Origin of the sequence: Nocardia sp. CC213A (assembly GCF_030766805.1) — a bacterium.
Classification (GTDB): Bacteria; Actinomycetota; Actinomycetes; order Mycobacteriales; family Mycobacteriaceae; genus Nocardia; species Nocardia otitidiscaviarum.
Genome location: NZ_JASFXA010000010.1, coordinates 257,415 through 274,614, shown reverse-complemented (window position 1 = coordinate 274,614; position 17,200 = coordinate 257,415). Strand labels below are relative to the sequence as shown.

Sequence of the window (17,200 nt, the reverse complement as noted above, 5' to 3'; positions counted from 1 at the left end):
GAGGCGCTGGCGCACGGTCTGCTCGACGAGGACATCGGGCGAGAGCAGGCCCGCTTGCACGAGTAGATGCAGCGCGGCCGCGGTGGCGTCCTCGTCGCGGCCGATCTCGTCGAAGATCAGGCGCGGCGCGGGCTCGTCGACACCGAAATTCACGTCGACGAGGTCCTCGATGACGTGCGCGTTGGTGATATCGCGGATGAGCTCGGCCTCGGCCTGCACCGACTCGACGAAGGTGTTCTGCTGCACCGATGCCAGCGCGTACGAGCCGCCGCCGGACAGGTTCAGGAAGTGGGCGAGACCGCTGATCGCGATCATCTGGTCGTGGTAGGCGACCGCGGCGCGGATGTCGGGCAGATTGCCCTGCACGCCAAGCAATTCCAGTTTCGCGCCGTAGGGCAGGCCCGCGCCGGAGTGCTCGCCGACGCGGTACGCCTGCGCCATCTCCGCGAGCTTGTCGACATCGGCCTGCGTCGCGCCCTCGGCCGCGGTGCCGACCGGCACGCCGACGCCGTTGCGCCGCGCGGCGACTGCCTCGATACGCAAGAACTCGTCTTTGAGCAGCCAGTGCTTATATGACGGGCGGAGCAGCGACTTGCCGATCCACTTGCCCGGTTCCATTTGCCGCGAGTACACGACCAATCGACTGATCGGGATCGTCAGCGGCGAGACGCCATAGACCACGGTGCCCGTCGAGGCCGGTGCCGCCTGCTCGATGGACTCGAGGCCACCGTCGAGGGCGACATTCCACGCTGAGATGGTGGCCTGTGGGCGCGGCGCGAGCTTGTGCAGCCACACGCGGCCGTCGCCGTAGTCCCGATAGACCTGCTCGAAAACGCTGTGCCCGAACTGGAGCGACTCGAGGGCCCACACGAGGTGCTGCGACCACGAGAACCGCCCCTTGCGGCGGATCGGCTCGGGCAGGTCGTCGCCGCCGTCGATCGGTAGCCCGAGATTGCGGGCGACGAACTCGGTCACCTCGTCGCGCGCGCCCGCCGACGCGATCCGCCAGCGGGTGCGCCGGATCGGCAGCCCGATCGCGGCCAGCAGCGACGTCACACGCGAGTCCTCGCGCTCCATGCGAGTGTAGATCCCGATCGAGGCGGGCCATTGCAGTTCCGGGACGCGTTCGAACTGCTCCCACTGGGAGAAATCGCCGACCCCGTGGCTGCCGTGTTGGCCGTAGACGTAGCCCTTTTCGCGAAAAGCGGGCTTGGCGGGCTTGATCTCGGTCGGCACCGGTCACCTCCTCAGAACGCAGTAGCGAACACGTCGAGCTCGGGCGTGGTTGAGGCCGCGGCCCTGCCGGGCGTACCTCGTGACGGGGTCGGTGGCGGGGCGAGGATCGTGCCGTAGGTCAGCAGCGCCCAGCGGGCCAGCGACACCGCTTGCAGGGCAATCGCATTCGGGGCGTTGTAGTCCCAGCGGAACGCGCCGCCCGCGAGCGGAACCGTGGGCGTGGTCTTGAGCGCCTCGGTGAGGCGGGGGTCGTCGGCGTGCGAGATGCCGCCAGCGGTCGCGGCGTCGACTAGTCCACCGGCGGCCTGTGCCGCCTGCATCTTCGTGGTCAGTTCCGGCGCGATGCCGACCTCGGTCAACTGCGAGGTGAGCGCGGCCGCCGGACTTGAGCTGTTGATCACCACCGCGCACGGATCCCACCGGTCGACCAGGTCGACGATCCGGGCTACGACCGGGCCGGGCGGCCCGTAGTAGCCGATCTCGACACGGACGCGTTCGGGCTCTGCCGCGGTTCGGGTGGCGGCGGCGATGAGGCACACGCGCCGGTCGTTCGACATCTCCACCGCGAGCGCGATCGGGCCGCGCACGCGAACCTGACCGGTTTCGGCCAGGCGCGCCCACAGCTCGAGGTTGATCTTGGGTTCGACCTCGTCGACCTCGCTCGGCCAGTCACCGCGGCCGAGGTACTCGACGTCGAAACTCTTGCGTCCGGCTTCGGTCGAGAACTTGCGCAGCTCGGCGGCGAGCTTCTTGTCGGTCTGGATGACGCCATAGCTGGGGTTCGCGATGCGCCAGGTCTTCGGGTCGGCGCGGTCCAGATGCGCCGGTGCCATCCATTCGGCGAACAGCAAGCCCTCTTCGCCCTCGAGGCCGCGACGACGCACCGCCGCGAGCACCTTGCCGTTCGGGTGCTGCTCGGCGTTGACCGCGCTCGAGGTGTAGATCGTCTGCGGATCGCCCGCGGCCATCTTCGTCGGCGACAGCGCGGCCATATCGGCCTCGGTGAGGTCGTATGCCTCGTCGTAGATCTCGAGGTCGACCTTGTCCAGGCCGCGCCCGGCGTTCGCCGAGCGGGTGGTGAACACGACCTGTGCGCCGGACTCGAGCACGATCGTCCCGCGACCCTGCGAGCAGGTATGCGACACAACGTGTTTGAGCATCCACGGCGTCGCCTTAACGATCGCCCAGGTACGTTTCCACAGCGATTTCGCTGTCTCCCACTGCTGGGCGCTGAAAATGATGTTCTCGCCGAGCTTGAACAGCCCGTAGAGAACGCGCAGCGAGAGAACGAGGGACTTGCCCGCCTGGCGCGGCACGATCAGGCAGCACTCGGGGTGTGTCCAGGTGCCGTCGGGGTTCTTGGACAGGATCCGCTCGAGCGACCAGCGCTGCCAGGGCATGACGCGGATGCGCATCGCCGACCGGCGGCCGAGTTCGGCGGCCTTGCGACCGAGTTCAGGGTCGCCGGGGGTGTAGCAGACCGATTCGGGGCTCTGCCGCCCGGTCAGTTTCGGCCATTCGGCGGCGATGATGTCCGCGAATGCCGCGTCGATATCGACGTCAGAGATCGTCGAGAGGGTCATATCCACCGGTGCCGCCCTCTTGGCCGCGCCGTCGCGCGATCTCGGCGAGCATCTGCCGGAACACGGTCGCCAGCTGACGCGCCTCGGTCAGCGCGGAGTCGATCCGGACCTCGAGCACGGTGTCATCGCCGCCGCGCGCGGTCACCAGCCGCGCCCACAACTCGTCTTCGCCGGAGATCAGGCGGTCGAGCCGGTCGAGCCGGTCCTTGATCCGAGCGGCCTCGACGATCAGCGCGGACAACTCGGCCGAATCGCCCTCGGTGCCGAGGGATTCGGCCAGCAGCGCGCCGCCAGCGGCGAAATCGGTGTCCACGACCACCCCCCGTGCGCCGTAGGTTTCGCCCCTCGTACAAAAAACATGACTCACCGCGGCGGAGTCAGGCGGCCGGGGGGTCGAATAATCGCAGGTCAGGGCGTTTTACCAGGTCAGCGCGTTCGCTACGGGCCCGGTGCGCGACCGTTCCGGCGGTGTCACCGGGGGCCGGTGACCGCGGTCGGGCTGCCCGGATCCAACGCGGTCGGCGGCGGCTGGCGGTCCCTGCTCGTACCACTGTTTGACGACCTGCTGCATACGCCAGGGACGTTCGCGCTTGACCCGCTCCATGACCACCTCGCGGCCGGGGTCGATGACAACCACTTCGGCACCGCGGGCCCGGTATCGGGCGAGCAGCGCGGGCGAGGGAGTCGAGTGGATCAGGTAGACGTCGCAGCCGGTGAGGGCGAACGCGCGGTCGATGGCGGCCTGCCGCGCGGCCTTCGTGACGGCGGTGACGGTCGGCGGGTGGTCGTGTCCGTCCTCGGTGCGTGGCGAGAGCGCGCAGGCGAGCCGGTCGAAGTCGATGATGACGTCGTCGTCGTGCGCGCGCTGGCGGCACCATGTCGACTTACCCGCGGCGGGTGGTCCGATGACGACGTAGATCATGCGGGCCCGCCCCAGTCGAGCGTGTTGTCGGCGTGCCCGCCCGTGCGCCGGGTGAGCGCGGGCCGGAGGTGGTCGCGGGAGCCGTCGCCGCGTTCCTTGTTGCACAGATCGTGCAGCAGCCGGTCGGCGACGGTGCCGCCGTGGGCCCGCGACAGCGTGTGGTCGGCGGCGAGCTGCTGCACGCGGTACATGGGCTCCCCGCACCACCAGCAGGGCGTGCCGTCGCGGTGCCGGGCGAGCAGCGCGGCGCGCTGCTGCTGGTGCCGCCAGCCGAGGCCCTTCTGCGTAGTGGTGCGGCGCGCCATCAGCAGTGTGTGATCGCAACGATGTCGCGGCTGCACACGAGTGTCGGGGCGAGCTGCTCGTATAGCTCGCCGTGGTCGATGTACACGTGGTCGACCGACAGGCCGCGGCCGCCGCCGTTGTGGACCACGCTGGCGTAGCTGCGGAAGACGATCGACCCGCCCCCGGGCGCGGCGACCCGCTGGCTGCCGTAGGTGCGCCAGGCGGTCTCGCCCTCGCGCAGTTGACCGGCCACGGCCGCGACGTGATCGGCGATCGTGTCGTTGCTCGCTGCGACGACGAGAACGACACGGCCCTCGCGCATATCGGCGAGGGCGCGGTCGAGTGCGGTGGACATCAGTTCAGCCACAGCGGGTTACGGAGTCCAGCCGGGTACGTCGAGCTGCACAGCCTTGACGAGGTCGCCGACGAATCCGGGGTTGCCGTACGGGAGAATGCCGCCGTCACCGAAGATCACGGCCTGCGAGGGCTCCAGGTCGCCGTACGCGGCGTAGTCCCGAACGATCGGCCCCTTGGCGACGAGTGCACTGGTGTACGCCCGTACCGCTGCGGTGGTGGTCGCTTCGGTTGGGGTGCCGCCGAGGACATAGGCGGGGTCGTCGACACGGATGGCCTGATACAGCCGCCCCGCTTCCCGCTGAAGCCGGTTGGCGACGGTGTTGGAATCGTAGTTTTCCCACCGGTCTTTCGCCTGCACGACGGCGAGCGCGTCAGTAAGGAATGCCTTGGTGTTGGCGAGTTGGTCGGTCACGGTGTCAGCCCTTCGCGGTGCCGTAGTACCACCAGGCCAGGACGACGTCCGGCCACAGCGGCGCGAGTATTCGCAGTGTCGGAAAGTGCAGGATCATTTCTCGGCCCTACCTTGGGGAGTTCGATCGCCTGCCGCGCAGGTCACGAGCGTGTGCAATCTGCTTCTGCCGAACCTGCGCGGTTGAATAAGCGCGACAGAGCGCCCTTCGGCATGCTCGGCGATGATGGCGGCGGCGAGTTCGCGCGCCCACGGCGCGGCCGTCATGCCCTCGGCGGCCAGGACCAATGTCCCGGCGTCGGCTCCTCGGCGTAGGGCACGTCTGCCTTGTCAGAGGTGCCGTTGCCGTACAGGACGTGCAGCGAGACGTGCGGGCAGCCGTCGCGGCCGAGGGTGGCGTCGCAGCCTTTCGCCTTGGTCACGATGGCCGCGAGGGTCTCGGGCGGGTGTTCGCCGCCGGGTGTCCCGTAGGTCTGGTAGTGGACGATGCGCCCGACCGTTGGATGCATCAGAAAATGGCGTCGAGCAGGGCGAGGGCGATGGTGCCGAGGCCCTGGGCGACCTTGCCCCAGTCGACGGCGGTCAGGGCGGCGGAAAGGGTGGTCAGCATGGCTACTCCTCGAATGCTGTTGCGGGGGAAGGGGAATGCAGCGCGCAGCAACACCGCCCGGCGTTGTCGCGGGACCGGGTTTGCGGAGCGGGGAGGGGCTCGTTGGGTGCGCTTGCCGATTCGGATAGTGCCCTCGGTTGACGCGCTGCAAGCATGAGAAATCCCCACCCTGACCGTTTTTGGGGTGCCTTGGTCAGTGGCGGGGATTTGTGCCAACAGTAGCGACCAGGCGGTTTGCTCGCAACATGCCTGCGCGGCACGACCGGCCGAGGGGGCGAGTTCGGTGCGAGCTTCCTCGCCGCAGCGCTGTACAACGATACGCGAATGCTGTATTGTGATACATGTCGGGAGGGATTGGAACCGCCCGACAGACCGAATACAAGTCACAAGGAGAACGCAATGGACAACCGCCAGGCATTCGAAATCCGCTTCCAGCTCCGCGCGCAGGACGTCTACAACCGGCTCACGAAGCGGCTGCCCGCGAACGTCTTCCCGCCTATCGAGCTGGAGCCCTACATTCCAGGTGTCGTCACTCCCGAGCAGCTGATTCAGAGCGCGCAGCTCGCTGTGAACGCCATCCCGGACACCCTCGGCGACGGCATCATCCGCCGCCTGCTGTCGGACTGCCTCGAGGATTGGCTGAGCGGGATGGCGCTGTACAAGATGAGCACCGCCGACGACGGACAGTTGTGGATGGTTCGCTCGGCGCTCGCCGCCGCGAACCGGGCAACGGACCACATTGAGCGGGTCGAGGAAATCCTCCAGGCCGAGCAGGACGACCAGGAGTAGCGAGTCGCGGGGGTCCGGGAAACCGGGCCCCCGCCCCCGTATGAACGATTGGCCGACGGGACGGGGCGCAAGCGCCCTGAAATTGGAATCCCGTCGGCCAGACCGAACACCCACGAAGGAGTGCACTAGCGATGGTAGACGCGACGCCTACGCCCCCGCCAGACGCGCCCCCGCTGACGACAAGCGAGATCGCACAGCGCTACGGCCGAGCACTGAACACGGTGCAAAAACACTGGGTCACGCACCAGGATTGGCCCGCGCCGGTCGGCAAACGCGGCCGATGGAAGGTCTACGACGCGGCCGCCGTCGACGCTGTGGTGCGCGCGCTGTTCGTACCCGAGGCGAGCGAGCCGACCGGAAACCCTGACGAGCTGCTCACGCGCGCCGAGGTCGCCGCCTACCGGGGTATCGCAGAGTCGACGCTGCGCTCGTACATCACGCGCGGGCAGTTCATCGAGCCCGACGACACGACTGGCGGCGTGGACCGCTGGCGGCGGTCGACTCTCGACGCGCACCCGCCGACTCGGCGGCGGCGCGCTACACGCGCGGATCGTTGACGAGCCGGAAGTCGCGCAGGCCCTTCTCGTCGCCGATGCCCGTGTATTCGCGCCCGCACACCTCGCGCAGCGGTAGGTCGCAGTCTCGCGCGATCTCGACCGCGTCAAGGGTCATGGGCGCGTTGCCGTCGTGCCAGGGCGTGAGGGCCTTGGCTTCCTCGCCGACGGTAAGGATGACGCGAAACTCCACGCGCCCATCAGGCCGTACCGAATAGGTACGCGCCGGGGTGTTCCACTCCCACAGATCGCCGCTCACTCCGTCGTCCCTCCGAGCTCTGCTCTGATCGCCAGGGCCGCCGCGTCCAGCGCCCGTACCGCGTTCTGTAATGCAGCCCGATAGCCCGCGTCGGAGGTGTCGCGACCGATCGCGCGCAAGTTCATGATGTCCGACAGTCGATCGGCTGCGGTGTCGAGCTGCTGGAAGAACGGGTCTGTATCCGGATCGCTCATGCCGCCGATCCTCCCTCGTCATCGCCGCGCCGCGCCAGGGCCCGGACATCGCCGAGCCGGAATACCGGCTGGTCGCGCTCGCCGCGCGGGTGGTCGGTGATCCGGACGCCGTACCGGTCGGCGTGCAACCACCCGCGCGGCTCGATCTTGCCCTCGCGCCGCCACCGGTACAGCGTCGTCCGTGGCACTGGCTCACCGACGGCAGCGAGGATACGCAGCACTTCGCCGAGGGTGTACAGGTATTCGTCGGCGGCCGAGGCCGCCGCACGTTCCAGGGTGCGCACGTCGTGCTGTGTCCGGCACCGGCGGCACCGGACCCAATCCACGGTGCGTTCGGCGAGCAGCTCGGCCGCGCACGTGCTGCCGTCGCGCAGGATGCCCGGACAGGGGCCGAGGTAGCGCAGATCCGGCGGCAGGTCGACGACGCGGCGCACGGCGGTCGTCGCACCGGTGATGTCGGCGAGCATGTCCCCAGCGGCCTCGTGCGCCCGTAGCTCGTGCGGGTGGCAGGCCATCCACACCGCCGCCTGCTCCAGGGCGCTGGCGGGCTCGGTGAGCGCGTCGGCGTGCCGGTGGCCGAGGCGGGCCCGGGGCCGCCCGGTGCCGGTCGCCGGGTCGCGCACGGTCCATCGCACAACGACGCTGTCGGTCCGGTCGGCGGCGCTGCGGTGCCCGCCGGCCATTCCATCGTGGCGCGGGACGGCCCGCCGGCCATTGGCGACCATCTGCGCGAGCGCCGGTGCGCCGATCGGGATGTCGACGCGCAGCCAGTCGGCCAGCACGCGCGCCCACGTGCCGAGGGTGCCCTGTAGTCGCTCGAGGGCACGGTCGCCGCGCAGCTCCGCGCCTACGGGGTCTTGCGGTGCGTCTTCGGGTGCGTCGCGGGCGACGGACTGTACGAGCATCGGCGAGCCGGTCGGTCGGGTGCCGGTGTGCTGTGTGGCGAGGCGGCCGAGTCCGGCGCGGGTGATGGTGAGGTCGGCGAGCAGGCCGGGCACGGCGAGTAGCTCGTCGACCAGCCGTGCGCCGCACAGCGGGCACAGCGGTAGCGCGTCCGGCACGGGCCGGTCGCACCCGGCGCACAGGACGTCGTCAGCCATGGTCATGCCTCCTCGGGTCGTTGTCCGGTCAGTAGCGCGACAAGGTCGCGCATGGTCATGAGCACCCATTGATCGCCGAATTGCCTGGTGCCCATGCGTTTCGCGACGACCAGGCCGACGAGGGCGTCGTCGTTGCCACGCTCGGTCTCGGCCTCGCGGGTCCATTCGGCGGCCTTGATCTGGCCGCCGTGGTCTTTGCACTCGACGACGATCCGGCCGCCGCCGAGGGTGCGCAGTCCGGCAATGTCGCCGCGGTCGCGCGCCCCGTTGCGGACGCGGCGCTCGATCCGGTCGTCGTCGAGCGCGTCGGCCAGGCCGCGGGCGACGAGGGTCTCGAACGCGCTGCCCGCCTGGCGGGCGCTGCGGCGTGAGCGGGTCACAGCGTCACCACCAGGACCAGGCCGACAGTGGCGAGCATGATCACGAGCGTGCAGGCGAGCCCGAATCCGACCGCCTGGAAGCGTTCGCGCCACACCGCGTTCGGTGCGGCCTGTCCTGCGATGGCGAATGCGGCGATGGCGACCAGCCAGACGCCGATGGGGACGGCTGCGCTGTTCACGCGATGACCCCGATCTCGCGCAGCCGCCGCTCGACGCCCTCGTGTAAGGCCGGATCGCTGTAGGCGGCGACTACGCACTCGGTCACGTATTCGGCGGGCAGGACAGCGGCAGCGACGCCAACCAGCCGGGCAATGTGGTCGTTCATCGTGGCGTCGAAGTGCCCGCCGATGTACGCCGCGACCACACGCCGCTGTAACTCGCGGACGGTGCCGCGCAGGTTGAGCAGTTCGCTCGCCACGGCGTCGATGACGGTCTCGAGTTCTTCCTTGTCGATCGGGACGTGCCCGTTCTCGATCCAGTCGGCGAGCTGCTCGTCGGTGATGGGTTCGGTCACGGTTGGTCTCCTTGGTCGAAGTCGAGGGCGGGCTGTTCGCCCCGCGGCGTGGCCTGCAGCTGCGCCTCGCGGATCCGGCGTTGGGCTATGTCGGCGAAGTGGGCGACGAACTCGATGCCGATGAAACGGCGGCCCTCGAGGATCGCGGCGACGCCCGTGGTGCCGCTGCCCATGAACGGATCCAGGACCAGGCCGTCTCGGGGTGCGATCTTGACCAGCTCGCGCATCACCTCGACCGGCTTCTGGGTGATGTGTTCCCGCTCGCGCGGTGCGCTGATCTGGAAGAACCCGTCGTAGGCGTTGGGGAGAGTGTCCAGTGGCCGCGGGCCCGCGGTGCCCCACACGACGTACTCGCAGTTGTTCGCGAATCGGCCCTGCACCCGGCGACCGTTCGGCTTGTGCCAGGGGACGATTCCGCGCCATACGAATCCGCCTGCCTGCATGGCGTCGGTTGTCACGGGCAGTTGTCGCCAGTCGCAGAACATCGCGAGGACGCCGCCGGGTTTGGCGAGGCGTAGGCATTCGCTGATCCAGAGTTGGCACCAGTAGGCGTAGCCGCGCTGATCGCGGTTGTCACCGGCGAATGCCGCGAGCGCGCCGCCGCCGGTGCCGCGATGAATCTGCTCGGACTGCACGTATTTCGTGTGCACGTCCATCGTTCGATCGCTCCGTGTGAAGCCGCCCGACGAGTAGGGCGGGTCGGTGATGATCGCGTCGGCGCAGGCGTCGGGCAGGTCCGCGAGCACGGCCAGCGCTTCGCCGCGGTAGAGGCTCGCGCGGTCGTCCTGGTAGCTCAGTGCGGTCATGGGCGTAGCTCCTCGACGACGGCAGCGTGCCGGGTACGGATTGCGGGGTCAGGCATGGTCGGGCTCCTCGGTCGGTCGGGGTTCGTCGTCGGGGATGCGCGCGAGCCACTGCTCGAGCGTCATGGGGGTGTGGTCGCAGCGGATCGCGGGCAGGTCGTGGCCGACGAGTTCGGGCGGCTCGTTGCGCCAGCCCTGGGCGTCGCATTCGCGGCACGCGTCGAGTGCGGCGCGGCGCTGGCGGCGGCGTTCGGCCGCGGGGTCGGGCTGCGCGGCGCTCCAGGCTTCCCACCGCAGTCGAGCGTCACGGCACGCACCGCACGGGGCTTGCGTGCCGAGGGGGTGGCGGTCGCAGTGGGGGGAGGGTGGTTCGTTGCTCGCGGGCGCGCTCGCGCGTAGTGACGTTCCCCCGTTACGCAACCCACCAGGTGATGGGTCGTAGGTGGAGGGTGGTCTGGTAGCTGGTAGGAAATGGACCGAATCGGATTGGTAATCCGATTGGTAATCCTCGTCCGGTGAATCACCAATCTCATCAGCGGAATTGGTGTTGTCCACCGATCCGGCATCGTCGTTCGGCACCGACGCGGCATCACCGTTCGCGACCGGTCCGGCATCGGCATTCGGCTCCGGTGCGGGATTAGCGTTCGCGACCGCATCGGCAACGGTCTTCGCGACCGCATCGGCATAGCCGATCGGTTCGGCGTAGGCGTAGGCGTAGCCGACCGTTTCAGCATTGGGGCGGCGAAGGATTCGCGATAGCCCTTCGGCCGAGATGGTGTGCGTCCACGATGACCAATCGGGATGCTCGGCGTGTTCGCGCGCGATCCCTGTGACGACCATGGCCCGCAGCTCGGGTGATGCGACATCCTGGTAGGCGCGGATGACCGCTATGGCGGCCTTGGGATTACGCATCGACTCGTCGTGGCGCACATAGGTGCGCGCGAGCGCTTCCTCGGTTTCGAGGTCGAATAGCGCGAACCGGTGCCGCTCCAGATCGGCGGCCGCGGCGAGGATCCGCTCGAGGGTCATGTCCTTGGCCTTGCGCAGCAGCTTGCGCGGCCGCCAGTCCATGACGCCGCACGCCGACATGGTCGGGTGGGTGAGCATCACCCGGAAGTAGAGCCATTGCGCGTCAGCGGTGAGCGCGTCGAGGTCGGGGTCATCGTTGATGCTGAGCTTCAGCGGGGCGTACTTACGCGCCACGGCGCGCCTCCTCTGAGTTCGTGGGGTTGGGCTCCGCGGCGGCGAAGTCGAAGCCGATTTCCATGGGCTTGGACAGCCGGGCCCTGATCAGTGGCAGATAGTCGGGCTCGCGCTCGATCGCGATGCACCGGAGATGTTCATGAATGCACGCCTCCGCGGTCGTGCCGGATCCGGCGAAGGGGTCCAGCACGAGACCGCCCGGCGGCGTGACCAGACGCACGAGCCACCGCATCAGCTCGAGCGGCTTCACGGTCGGATGCCGAATGCCGTTGACCTCGGGGCGTTCGCTGGCGTCAGCCTTGGCCGTGTACTTGAAGACGGGAAAGAACTTGGACGCGCCGCCCTCGTCGTAGGTGACGCGCTCGCCAGCCGTCCCACGCTGACTGCCGCCGTACCCGAGACCGGACCGCATCGCGGGGGCCACGCCCGGCGGGCGGTCGCCACTCTGGCGGTCAAGCTCGGCCGCCGCCGCCTCGTCCAGCACGACGTTCGCGGGCCAACGGCCAACCACCACGGGGCCGGGAACTCTGGCGGTGTTGTGGCCTCTCATCGACGAGTTGCCGCTGACCGGAGTACCTGCGGACCTCTCGGACTGTCGCTCTCGGTTTCCCACGCGGCAACCGTCGATGTTGAGCGCGCCGGTGCCGTGCTCGACAACGTTCTGCGCCACCGTGCCGCGGATCGGCTTACGCGCCAACACGATCGGCTCGAATGCGGGCTTGAGTGCAGTCCCCCATCCTTCCCATTTCTGCGCAGCCTCGGTTGCCGCTGCGGTGGCGATCGGTATGTATTCGCGCCCGTCGTCCTTGATCCATGAGCCCGTGCGGCCCTGGTCGGCACCGGGGATCATCCGCTTGACCGGCTGACCGGACGCGAGGACTTCACGCTCGGCACCGGCGGCCTTGTCGATTGCGGCCGACACGTCGAGGGACTTCGGGAATCCGGACCCGTAAATCCACATCAGGCTGTCGCGAATCTCGAACCCCGCCAACCGAATCGCCAACGCCATCAAGTCGTGCGTGCGCGAGCCAGCGAAGGCCACGAGATAGCCGCCGGGCTTGATCACTCGCAGACACTCATCCCATACCGCTGGGGGCGGCACGAAGGAGTCCCACGCCTTGCCCATGAACCCGGACCCGGCAGGGGTCCATGATCGGTCGCCGTCGAGCCAGTTCCGGACCGCGTCGGTGGTCTGAGCCGGGGAGGTGGCCGAGAGTCCATAGGGCGGGTCGGTGACGACGGAATTGACCGAGGCATCGGGTATATCGCGGAGCACGCCGAGGCAATCGCCCGGGTAGACCGTTACTGCGGCGTCGGTATAGAACGGCTTCACAACAGCGCCTCCGGGGTAAACAGGGTGGGTTCGGGATCTGGGCGACACTGCTGGCACAGGCGGTCGCGCGGCACCGGTACGTCGGGTGCCCAGGGGATGCGGCATTCGCGGCAGTCCATGAGGACGAGGGGGCCGTGCTTGCCGACTCGGTAGCGGTGAGGGATCGGGCGCGGCGGCGAGGGCCGCGCCGGGCCCGCGGCCTGGACGCTGCCAGGCCACGGGCCGACGACGACCGTGCGGTCGGTCATCGCAAGGCGTTGACCGACCCGCTGAGGGGCGCGTCGCTGGCGGTGTCGCTCACGGGGTTTCCTCCGGTGTGATGGGTTGGACGATCGAGAGGATGTGCCGCCGGATGTAGGCGCGGGCGGCCTGGCGCTCGGCGTCGGTGAGAGTCGCCGCGCCGGTCACAATGGCGTTGACGACGGTCATGAGTTGCTGGTGGGCGACCAGTTCGCCGAGGCGGCGCTCGACGGCGAGCAGCGCGGTCGCGGTCGCGAGGCCGTTCATGGTCGCGAGCATCGCGATCGAGTCGGCGTCGACCGGCTCCGTACTTTCGCCGAGTTCTCCGCAGGTCTCGCCGATTCCGGCGAGCAGCTTCTCGGTGCTGACGCGCTCGGGGTTCGCGGTCACTGCGCGCCGCCGTCGGCCTCGGCGTGCACGACCTCGGCCGCGGCGACGACGCGTTCCTCGAATGCCTCCACCGAGCGAGCGTCAGCCAGCTCGGCGAGCAACCAGTCGGCCTCGGCGTGGGTGAGCGTCGCACCATCGGTGACCTCGCGGCCGAGGATGCTAGAAGCCAGTCGCAGCCGGTCGGCCCGGTCAGTGAGACCGAGGGCCGCGAAATGCTGGTCGGCCTGGGCGAGCTGCTCCGGGGTGATCAACGGGGCGGCGGCCTTCTTCGCACGGCCGCGCTTCGCTGGCGCGGTGTTCTCGGCAGGTCCGGCTGTGACCGTCGCCGAACCCTGCACCGGCGGCGTGTCCGGATTCTCGGCCGGATCGGTTCGCGGTACCGACCTGTCATCCGTGGTCGGGTGCCACGGCTGCACGGTCGGGCCCGTCGATGCAGTGGCGGTCAGCTCGCCCGCACTGAGGCGCTGCGCTTGTGCGCGGACTGGCGCAGCCTCGCCGTTCGGGTCGATGACGAGCGCTGCATCCTCGAGGTGGAGGTTGGAGAAATCATCCGGGTAGGCGCGACGCCACGCTTGGGCCTCGGCGCACTTCGCCAACTGGTTGGCTGGCATCTTCGACCACATGGCGTTCGGCCGTGCCTGGCTGCCGTAACCAGTGGTCTGGACGAATTCGCTGTAGTTGGCGATGCCGGTATACGGCTCGCCGTTGACGAAGATCGTGTACTTCGCGGCGGCCGGGGGTTTGGTGCCGCCGAGCCATACATCGGACCAACCGTTGCCGTCGTGCCAGTACGGGCCATCCAAGCCGAGCCGGTCGCCTGCCTGCTTCGCGGCCCGCTTGCCGTTGAGGCGGTAGCCGTCGATACCGGTCTGGATCGTGTACTTCGTCTCGTACCGTTCGGGTTCCCCGTTGTACCCGCCGACCTTCGTTCGGCGGCCGATGAGATGGATCTGTCTGGAGAACGGATCGAGGCGGGTCACCTGACAGCGGTGGTGGAACAGGTCGAGCTGCGCAACCGGCACATCCTCGAGGCCGAGCTGTTTCAGCGCAGCGACCTGTTGCGGGGTGAATTCGGTTTGCTCAGCGGTCATCTCGATCGCCGATCGTGCGGCGACGCGGGTTGCGATGGCGTTGGTTTCCTGCGTGGCGAGCTCGGTGCTCATGCGTATTCCTCTCTGCGGTACGCCCGTTCGGGCAGATCAATGGGGAGAAGGCCGGTGGCATGGGTCGGCCACTCGTCGACCGCGCTACAGGCGGCGTAGATGTCGAGAGCGCGACGGTTACGGCGAGCACCGAGTTCGACCGCGCGGGCAGGCAACTCGACGACGTAGACCTCATGTGGCGGCGCGGTGCAGACGACAATGAACACGAACGCGGTGTCGATGCCGTTCTCGCCGAAAACGGCTTGGTACCAGTCTTGTTGGCAGTGGTAGCCGAACTTGTCGACGCTCCACTCGAAGTCGTTCGGGCCCGATTCTGACGAGGTCTTGAGATCGCCGATGACGGCCGAACACTCCCCCGTCCAGTGCACCCAGTCGCCGCGAGCCCGCATCATGACGCCGGTTTCCGGATCGCGGCAGTACGCGGTCAGCTCGGGCACACCCGAGGCGAACAGCTGCGCGGCGTAGGGGTGTGCCATGACGTTCGCAGCAGCGGCGTGTGCGGTTGCGAAGTCCTTTGGTCGCAGCGGGATACCGCCCGCGGCCCGGATGCGTGCCACCTCGGCTTTGGCGTCGTTGGTGCTCCACTTGTCGTAACCGCTGTCGACGACCGGCGCGCCGGTGCCGAGCACGATGGTGTGGACCGCAGTACCGAGGTCGAATGCATCCGTGGGGGGATCCGGATTGTCCTGCTCGAACTTCCAGCGCCATGGCGTCACCTTGAGCAGCCGCCGCGCACCCGATGACGACAGACTGTTGCGGTCGCCGTGGTAGACCGCTTCCGGCACACCGGAGTACAGGCCCGGCGCGGTCGGCGCGGCCGTGCTCATATCGCCCACCTCGCCGCGTCGGCGCGAGCGTCGGCGACGGCCTCGGCGCGGTCCGCCAGCGTGCTCGGCGCGGCCTCGAACGGCACCCACACCGCCAGGCACAAGAGCACTTGGATCATTCGCTCGGGATCCTGGCGGCACTTCGCGACGAGGGAGTCGTACAGGAATTTCGGGCCGACGTCCGGGTCGCGCACGTCCTCGCAGACGCCGAGTGCTTGCTTGGCGATCTCGTCGTGATCGTTGTGCCGCGCCATCAGACCGACATCGCTTTCTGGCATGGCCGACACCGGTAGCGGTACTCGCGCCCGTGCGAGGTGGTCGCGGTGATCGGCAGTTCGCCGCCGCAGTCCTGGCAGCGGCCCGGTGCGGTCTCGCTGGCCGCGTCGAGCCCGAGTATCGCGAGCAACTCCGCACAGTCGGCGGCGTCGGTCGCGTTGCTAGCGACGACGCGTCGGGCGCGGGTCCGCTGCTCGGCCGTCGGGCCAGGGGCAAGCGGGAGCCCGGTGTCGATCATGTCTCGGCTCACAGCGCCCCCATGGCGTCGGCGACCGCGCGGTCGTGCGCCCGGTCCTCGGGCTCGTCGGTGACGAGCGGCCCGTCGGTGCGCTCGTCGACCCACGTATCCATCACGAGGCGACGCAGACGCTCGGCGAGCCTCACGGGATCCACTCCAGCCGGAGCACCCGCGAGTTCGTCGGCGAACTCGAGGACGCGCGTCGTCAGGTCGCGCGGCGAGGGCTGCGGTTGCATGAGTCCGCAGTCGACCGTGCTCATGAACGGCTGGTCAGGGTCCGGCGTCAGCAGCGCGAGAACCGCCGCGTGGTCGACCTCGTGGGTCCGGTCCGCGTACGCGTAGATGCGATGGTTGACGGCGATGCGCCCGTCGCTCGGGTGCACGGTCGCGCAGTCCGGCATGTCGGCGGTCTCGACGATGAGCTGTCGGAGGTCGGACAGGTAGATCTCGCCGACGGTCGGTTCGGGCTGCAAGGTGACCGTTGCGTCGGCGAACCGGCTGGCGTCGATGCGGTTGCCGGTCTCGGGGTCTGTCCACGGCGTCACCGGGTCACCGCCTCGGCGCGGACGCGGGCGAGTTCGCTGGTGGTGATGATCGGCAGCGGTAGCGTCGGTGCTTCCCACGCGATGCGGGCCGCGAGGGCGGGGAAGGGGATGCGCGCGGGTCCGGCCTGATGGCGGCGGGTGGCTCGACGTCCCATGTAGGGTCTCCTTGATCTCTGGGATTGCGCCCCGTCGAGGTGGATCTCGACGGGGCGGCGGCATGTCAGGGGTTGGGCAGGTCACCCGACGCAGGGGCGTCGACACCGGCGTCGGGCGACCCGATCCCCGGCTCGGCGGCCGGGGACGACTTGAATGCGCCGAGGGCGGCGCGGGCCAGATGGGCGATGGCGCGCGGCAGCAGCAGCACGCCGGTAAACCAGCTGCTCGCGTCGATCGCGTCGCTGGTGGTCAGCCAGTCGTCATCGTCGACGTCGCCGGGCGGGGGTCCGAAGGGTCCGTGCTCGGCCTCGTGGGCCTGGCGCAGCTTGGCGGCGGCGTCGAGGTCGGCCATCCATGCAGGGGTGGGGTGCGTGCTCGTCATCGGCGACGCCCCACGATCACGACAGCCATTCCGGCGAATCCCAGTGCCAGCCAGACGAATGCGACGATCCCCCACCCGATCACGGCGTCACCCCCGCACAAGCGGTCAGAGCCACGCTCAGCAGGTACGTGGCGAGCATTCCGGCGGCGATGACGGCGAGCCAGCCGTACATGGCGAGGGCGTGCCGGTTGATGTGCGGGCGATTCATGCGGCATCGCCCTCACCCTCGAGCGCGGCCCGTGCAGCCTCACGAGCGATGCGGCGTCGGTTATCCTTGGCGATCTCGCGGCCGAGGATCGTGGCGGGCGTGACGATTCCGCGCGCCGCGCGCCGAGCCTCGCCGGCGGCGATTTCGGATTCCATCAACGCGGCGGACCCGAAACCGAATGCACGCGCGATCATCTCGGCGACTTTGGGAGGTACGGGCGTGCCATCGCGGAAGAGGCACGGAA

General features: G+C 69.0%; 29 protein-coding genes. 2 read left to right on the top strand and 27 right to left on the bottom strand.

Annotated features, from left to right (window positions below; genetic code table 11):
* The 8 genes from QJS31_RS20625 to QJS31_RS20590 form a co-directional block, all read right to left on the bottom strand.
* On the bottom strand, positions 1 to 1,236 hold a 1,236-nt coding region (locus QJS31_RS20625; RefSeq protein ID WP_306357446.1), incomplete at its 3' end, for a DUF935 family protein.
* A gap of 11 nt (positions 1,237 to 1,247) precedes the next feature.
* On the bottom strand, positions 1,248 to 2,819 hold the full coding sequence (locus QJS31_RS20620; protein WP_306357445.1) for a hypothetical protein: 1,572 nt from the start codon (positions 2,817 to 2,819) through the stop codon (positions 1,248 to 1,250).
* The gene (locus tag QJS31_RS20615; protein WP_306357444.1) at positions 2,797 to 3,132 is read right to left on the bottom strand and encodes a hypothetical protein; all 336 of its coding nucleotides are present in this window, start codon (positions 3,130 to 3,132) and stop codon (positions 2,797 to 2,799) included. The genes QJS31_RS20620 and QJS31_RS20615 overlap by 23 nt, the downstream gene beginning before the upstream one ends.
* Before the next feature lie 105 nt (positions 3,133 to 3,237).
* Entirely contained in the window at positions 3,238 to 3,741 is a 504-nt protein-coding gene (locus tag QJS31_RS20610; RefSeq protein WP_306357443.1) for a hypothetical protein, read from the bottom strand.
* A complete protein-coding gene (locus QJS31_RS20605) occupies positions 3,738 to 4,046 on the bottom strand; it encodes a hypothetical protein (RefSeq protein WP_306357442.1) in 309 nt (102 codons plus the stop codon). The genes QJS31_RS20610 and QJS31_RS20605 overlap by 4 nt, the downstream gene beginning before the upstream one ends.
* Entirely contained in the window at positions 4,046 to 4,381 is a 336-nt protein-coding gene (locus tag QJS31_RS20600) for a hypothetical protein (RefSeq protein ID WP_306357441.1), read from the bottom strand. Before QJS31_RS20600 ends, QJS31_RS20605 begins: the two co-directional genes overlap by 1 nt.
* An 18-nt stretch (positions 4,382 to 4,399) precedes the next feature.
* A complete protein-coding gene (locus QJS31_RS20595) occupies positions 4,400 to 4,795 on the bottom strand; it encodes a hypothetical protein (RefSeq protein ID WP_306357440.1) in 396 nt (131 codons plus the stop codon).
* 260 nt (positions 4,796 to 5,055) lie between these two features.
* Positions 5,056 to 5,301, bottom strand: coding sequence for a hypothetical protein (locus QJS31_RS20590; protein ID WP_306357439.1), 246 nt, complete (start codon positions 5,299 to 5,301; stop codon positions 5,056 to 5,058).
* A gap of 500 nt (positions 5,302 to 5,801) precedes the next feature.
* On the opposite strand from QJS31_RS20590, the gene QJS31_RS20585 reads away from it, so the two are divergent.
* Positions 5,802 to 6,191, top strand: coding sequence for a hypothetical protein (locus tag QJS31_RS20585; protein WP_306357438.1), 390 nt, complete (start codon positions 5,802 to 5,804; stop codon positions 6,189 to 6,191).
* A gap of 131 nt (positions 6,192 to 6,322) precedes the next feature.
* A complete protein-coding gene (locus QJS31_RS20580; RefSeq protein WP_306357437.1) occupies positions 6,323 to 6,748 on the top strand; it encodes an AlpA family transcriptional regulator in 426 nt (141 codons plus the stop codon).
* On the opposite strand, the gene QJS31_RS20575 is transcribed toward QJS31_RS20580, so the two are convergent.
* From QJS31_RS20575 to QJS31_RS20485, 19 genes are all read right to left on the bottom strand, one after another.
* Positions 6,729 to 7,004, bottom strand: coding sequence for a hypothetical protein (locus QJS31_RS20575; protein WP_306357436.1), 276 nt, complete (start codon positions 7,002 to 7,004; stop codon positions 6,729 to 6,731). The two genes, QJS31_RS20580 and QJS31_RS20575, sit on opposite strands and share 20 nt — an antisense overlap.
* Positions 7,001 to 7,198, bottom strand: coding sequence for a hypothetical protein (locus QJS31_RS20570; RefSeq protein WP_306357435.1), 198 nt, complete (start codon positions 7,196 to 7,198; stop codon positions 7,001 to 7,003). Before QJS31_RS20570 ends, QJS31_RS20575 begins: the two co-directional genes overlap by 4 nt.
* Complete coding sequence (locus tag QJS31_RS20565) at positions 7,195 to 8,298, bottom strand: hypothetical protein (RefSeq protein WP_306357434.1); 1,104 nt, start codon at positions 8,296 to 8,298, stop codon at positions 7,195 to 7,197. Before QJS31_RS20565 ends, QJS31_RS20570 begins: the two co-directional genes overlap by 4 nt.
* A gap of 2 nt (positions 8,299 to 8,300) precedes the next feature.
* Positions 8,301 to 8,678: a hypothetical protein gene (locus QJS31_RS20560; RefSeq protein ID WP_306357433.1), complete on the bottom strand. Its 378-nt coding sequence runs from the start codon at positions 8,676 to 8,678 to the stop codon at positions 8,301 to 8,303.
* A complete protein-coding gene (locus QJS31_RS20555; RefSeq protein ID WP_306357432.1) occupies positions 8,675 to 8,857 on the bottom strand; it encodes a hypothetical protein in 183 nt (60 codons plus the stop codon). The genes QJS31_RS20560 and QJS31_RS20555 overlap by 4 nt, the downstream gene beginning before the upstream one ends.
* A complete protein-coding gene (locus QJS31_RS20550; RefSeq protein WP_306357431.1) occupies positions 8,854 to 9,192 on the bottom strand; it encodes a hypothetical protein in 339 nt (112 codons plus the stop codon). The genes QJS31_RS20555 and QJS31_RS20550 overlap by 4 nt, the downstream gene beginning before the upstream one ends.
* Positions 9,189 to 9,998 carry a site-specific DNA-methyltransferase gene (locus tag QJS31_RS20545; RefSeq protein ID WP_306357430.1) on the bottom strand — a complete coding sequence of 270 codons (810 nt, stop codon included), beginning with the start codon at positions 9,996 to 9,998 and terminating at the stop codon, positions 9,189 to 9,191. Before QJS31_RS20545 ends, QJS31_RS20550 begins: the two co-directional genes overlap by 4 nt.
* Positions 9,999 to 10,046: 48 nt before the next feature.
* Positions 10,047 to 11,198, bottom strand: coding sequence for a hypothetical protein (locus QJS31_RS20540; RefSeq protein WP_306357429.1), 1,152 nt, complete (start codon positions 11,196 to 11,198; stop codon positions 10,047 to 10,049).
* Positions 11,188 to 12,531 carry a site-specific DNA-methyltransferase gene (locus tag QJS31_RS20535; RefSeq protein ID WP_306357428.1) on the bottom strand — a complete coding sequence of 448 codons (1,344 nt, stop codon included), beginning with the start codon at positions 12,529 to 12,531 and terminating at the stop codon, positions 11,188 to 11,190. The genes QJS31_RS20540 and QJS31_RS20535 overlap by 11 nt, the downstream gene beginning before the upstream one ends.
* Before the next feature lie 297 nt (positions 12,532 to 12,828).
* Entirely contained in the window at positions 12,829 to 13,161 is a 333-nt protein-coding gene (locus QJS31_RS20530) for a hypothetical protein (protein WP_306357427.1), read from the bottom strand.
* Complete coding sequence (locus QJS31_RS20525) at positions 13,158 to 14,324, bottom strand: recombinase RecT (RefSeq protein ID WP_306357426.1); 1,167 nt, start codon at positions 14,322 to 14,324, stop codon at positions 13,158 to 13,160. The genes QJS31_RS20530 and QJS31_RS20525 overlap by 4 nt, the downstream gene beginning before the upstream one ends.
* The gene (locus QJS31_RS20520; RefSeq protein WP_306357425.1) at positions 14,321 to 15,151 is read right to left on the bottom strand and encodes a PD-(D/E)XK nuclease-like domain-containing protein; all 831 of its coding nucleotides are present in this window, start codon (positions 15,149 to 15,151) and stop codon (positions 14,321 to 14,323) included. The genes QJS31_RS20525 and QJS31_RS20520 overlap by 4 nt, the downstream gene beginning before the upstream one ends.
* Complete coding sequence (locus tag QJS31_RS20515) at positions 15,148 to 15,429, bottom strand: hypothetical protein (protein ID WP_306357424.1); 282 nt, start codon at positions 15,427 to 15,429, stop codon at positions 15,148 to 15,150. Before QJS31_RS20515 ends, QJS31_RS20520 begins: the two co-directional genes overlap by 4 nt.
* A complete protein-coding gene (locus QJS31_RS20510) occupies positions 15,405 to 15,665 on the bottom strand; it encodes a hypothetical protein (RefSeq protein WP_306357423.1) in 261 nt (86 codons plus the stop codon). Before QJS31_RS20510 ends, QJS31_RS20515 begins: the two co-directional genes overlap by 25 nt.
* An 8-nt stretch (positions 15,666 to 15,673) precedes the next feature.
* Positions 15,674 to 16,210: a hypothetical protein gene (locus tag QJS31_RS20505; RefSeq protein ID WP_306357422.1), complete on the bottom strand. Its 537-nt coding sequence runs from the start codon at positions 16,208 to 16,210 to the stop codon at positions 15,674 to 15,676.
* A complete protein-coding gene (locus tag QJS31_RS20500) occupies positions 16,207 to 16,365 on the bottom strand; it encodes a hypothetical protein (protein ID WP_306357421.1) in 159 nt (52 codons plus the stop codon). Before QJS31_RS20500 ends, QJS31_RS20505 begins: the two co-directional genes overlap by 4 nt.
* A gap of 65 nt (positions 16,366 to 16,430) precedes the next feature.
* Positions 16,431 to 16,748: a hypothetical protein gene (locus QJS31_RS20495; protein WP_306357420.1), complete on the bottom strand. Its 318-nt coding sequence runs from the start codon at positions 16,746 to 16,748 to the stop codon at positions 16,431 to 16,433.
* A gap of 79 nt (positions 16,749 to 16,827) precedes the next feature.
* Positions 16,828 to 16,956, bottom strand: coding sequence for a hypothetical protein (locus QJS31_RS20490; RefSeq protein ID WP_306357419.1), 129 nt, complete (start codon positions 16,954 to 16,956; stop codon positions 16,828 to 16,830).
* Positions 16,953 to 17,150 carry a hypothetical protein gene (locus tag QJS31_RS20485; protein ID WP_306357418.1) on the bottom strand — a complete coding sequence of 66 codons (198 nt, stop codon included), beginning with the start codon at positions 17,148 to 17,150 and terminating at the stop codon, positions 16,953 to 16,955. The genes QJS31_RS20490 and QJS31_RS20485 overlap by 4 nt, the downstream gene beginning before the upstream one ends.
* Positions 17,151 to 17,200 lie beyond the last annotated feature (50 nt).

Excerpts from the sequence above, each read along its gene's own strand:
- QJS31_RS20620 (WP_306357445.1), bottom strand. The coding sequence starts at position 2,819 with ATGACCCTCTCGACGATCTCTGACGTCGATATCGACGCGGCATTCGCG.
- QJS31_RS20610 (WP_306357443.1), bottom strand. The coding sequence starts at position 3,741 with ATGATCTACGTCGTCATCGGACCACCCGCCGCGGGTAAGTCGACATGG.
- QJS31_RS20605 (WP_306357442.1), bottom strand. The coding sequence starts at position 4,046 with ATGGCGCGCCGCACCACTACGCAGAAGGGCCTCGGCTGGCGGCACCAG.
- QJS31_RS20600 (WP_306357441.1), bottom strand. The coding sequence starts at position 4,381 with ATGTCCACCGCACTCGACCGCGCCCTCGCCGATATGCGCGAGGGCCGT.
- QJS31_RS20590 (WP_306357439.1), bottom strand. The coding sequence starts at position 5,301 with ATGCATCCAACGGTCGGGCGCATCGTCCACTACCAGACCTACGGGACA.
- QJS31_RS20585 (WP_306357438.1), top strand. The coding sequence starts at position 5,802 with ATGGACAACCGCCAGGCATTCGAAATCCGCTTCCAGCTCCGCGCGCAG.
- QJS31_RS20580 (WP_306357437.1), top strand. The coding sequence starts at position 6,323 with ATGGTAGACGCGACGCCTACGCCCCCGCCAGACGCGCCCCCGCTGACG.
- QJS31_RS20570 (WP_306357435.1), bottom strand. The coding sequence starts at position 7,198 with ATGAGCGATCCGGATACAGACCCGTTCTTCCAGCAGCTCGACACCGCA.
- QJS31_RS20565 (WP_306357434.1), bottom strand. The coding sequence starts at position 8,298 with ATGGCTGACGACGTCCTGTGCGCCGGGTGCGACCGGCCCGTGCCGGAC.
- QJS31_RS20545 (WP_306357430.1), bottom strand. The coding sequence starts at position 9,998 with ATGACCGCACTGAGCTACCAGGACGACCGCGCGAGCCTCTACCGCGGC.
- QJS31_RS20525 (WP_306357426.1), bottom strand. The coding sequence starts at position 14,324 with ATGAGCACCGAGCTCGCCACGCAGGAAACCAACGCCATCGCAACCCGC.
- QJS31_RS20520 (WP_306357425.1), bottom strand. The coding sequence starts at position 15,151 with ATGAGCACGGCCGCGCCGACCGCGCCGGGCCTGTACTCCGGTGTGCCG.
- QJS31_RS20515 (WP_306357424.1), bottom strand. The coding sequence starts at position 15,429 with ATGCCAGAAAGCGATGTCGGTCTGATGGCGCGGCACAACGATCACGAC.
- QJS31_RS20510 (WP_306357423.1), bottom strand. The coding sequence starts at position 15,665 with ATGATCGACACCGGGCTCCCGCTTGCCCCTGGCCCGACGGCCGAGCAG.
- QJS31_RS20500 (WP_306357421.1), bottom strand. The coding sequence starts at position 16,365 with ATGGGACGTCGAGCCACCCGCCGCCATCAGGCCGGACCCGCGCGCATC.
- QJS31_RS20495 (WP_306357420.1), bottom strand. The coding sequence starts at position 16,748 with ATGACGAGCACGCACCCCACCCCTGCATGGATGGCCGACCTCGACGCC.
- QJS31_RS20490 (WP_306357419.1), bottom strand. The coding sequence starts at position 16,956 with ATGAATCGCCCGCACATCAACCGGCACGCCCTCGCCATGTACGGCTGG.
- QJS31_RS20485 (WP_306357418.1), bottom strand. The coding sequence starts at position 17,150 with ATGATCGCGCGTGCATTCGGTTTCGGGTCCGCCGCGTTGATGGAATCC.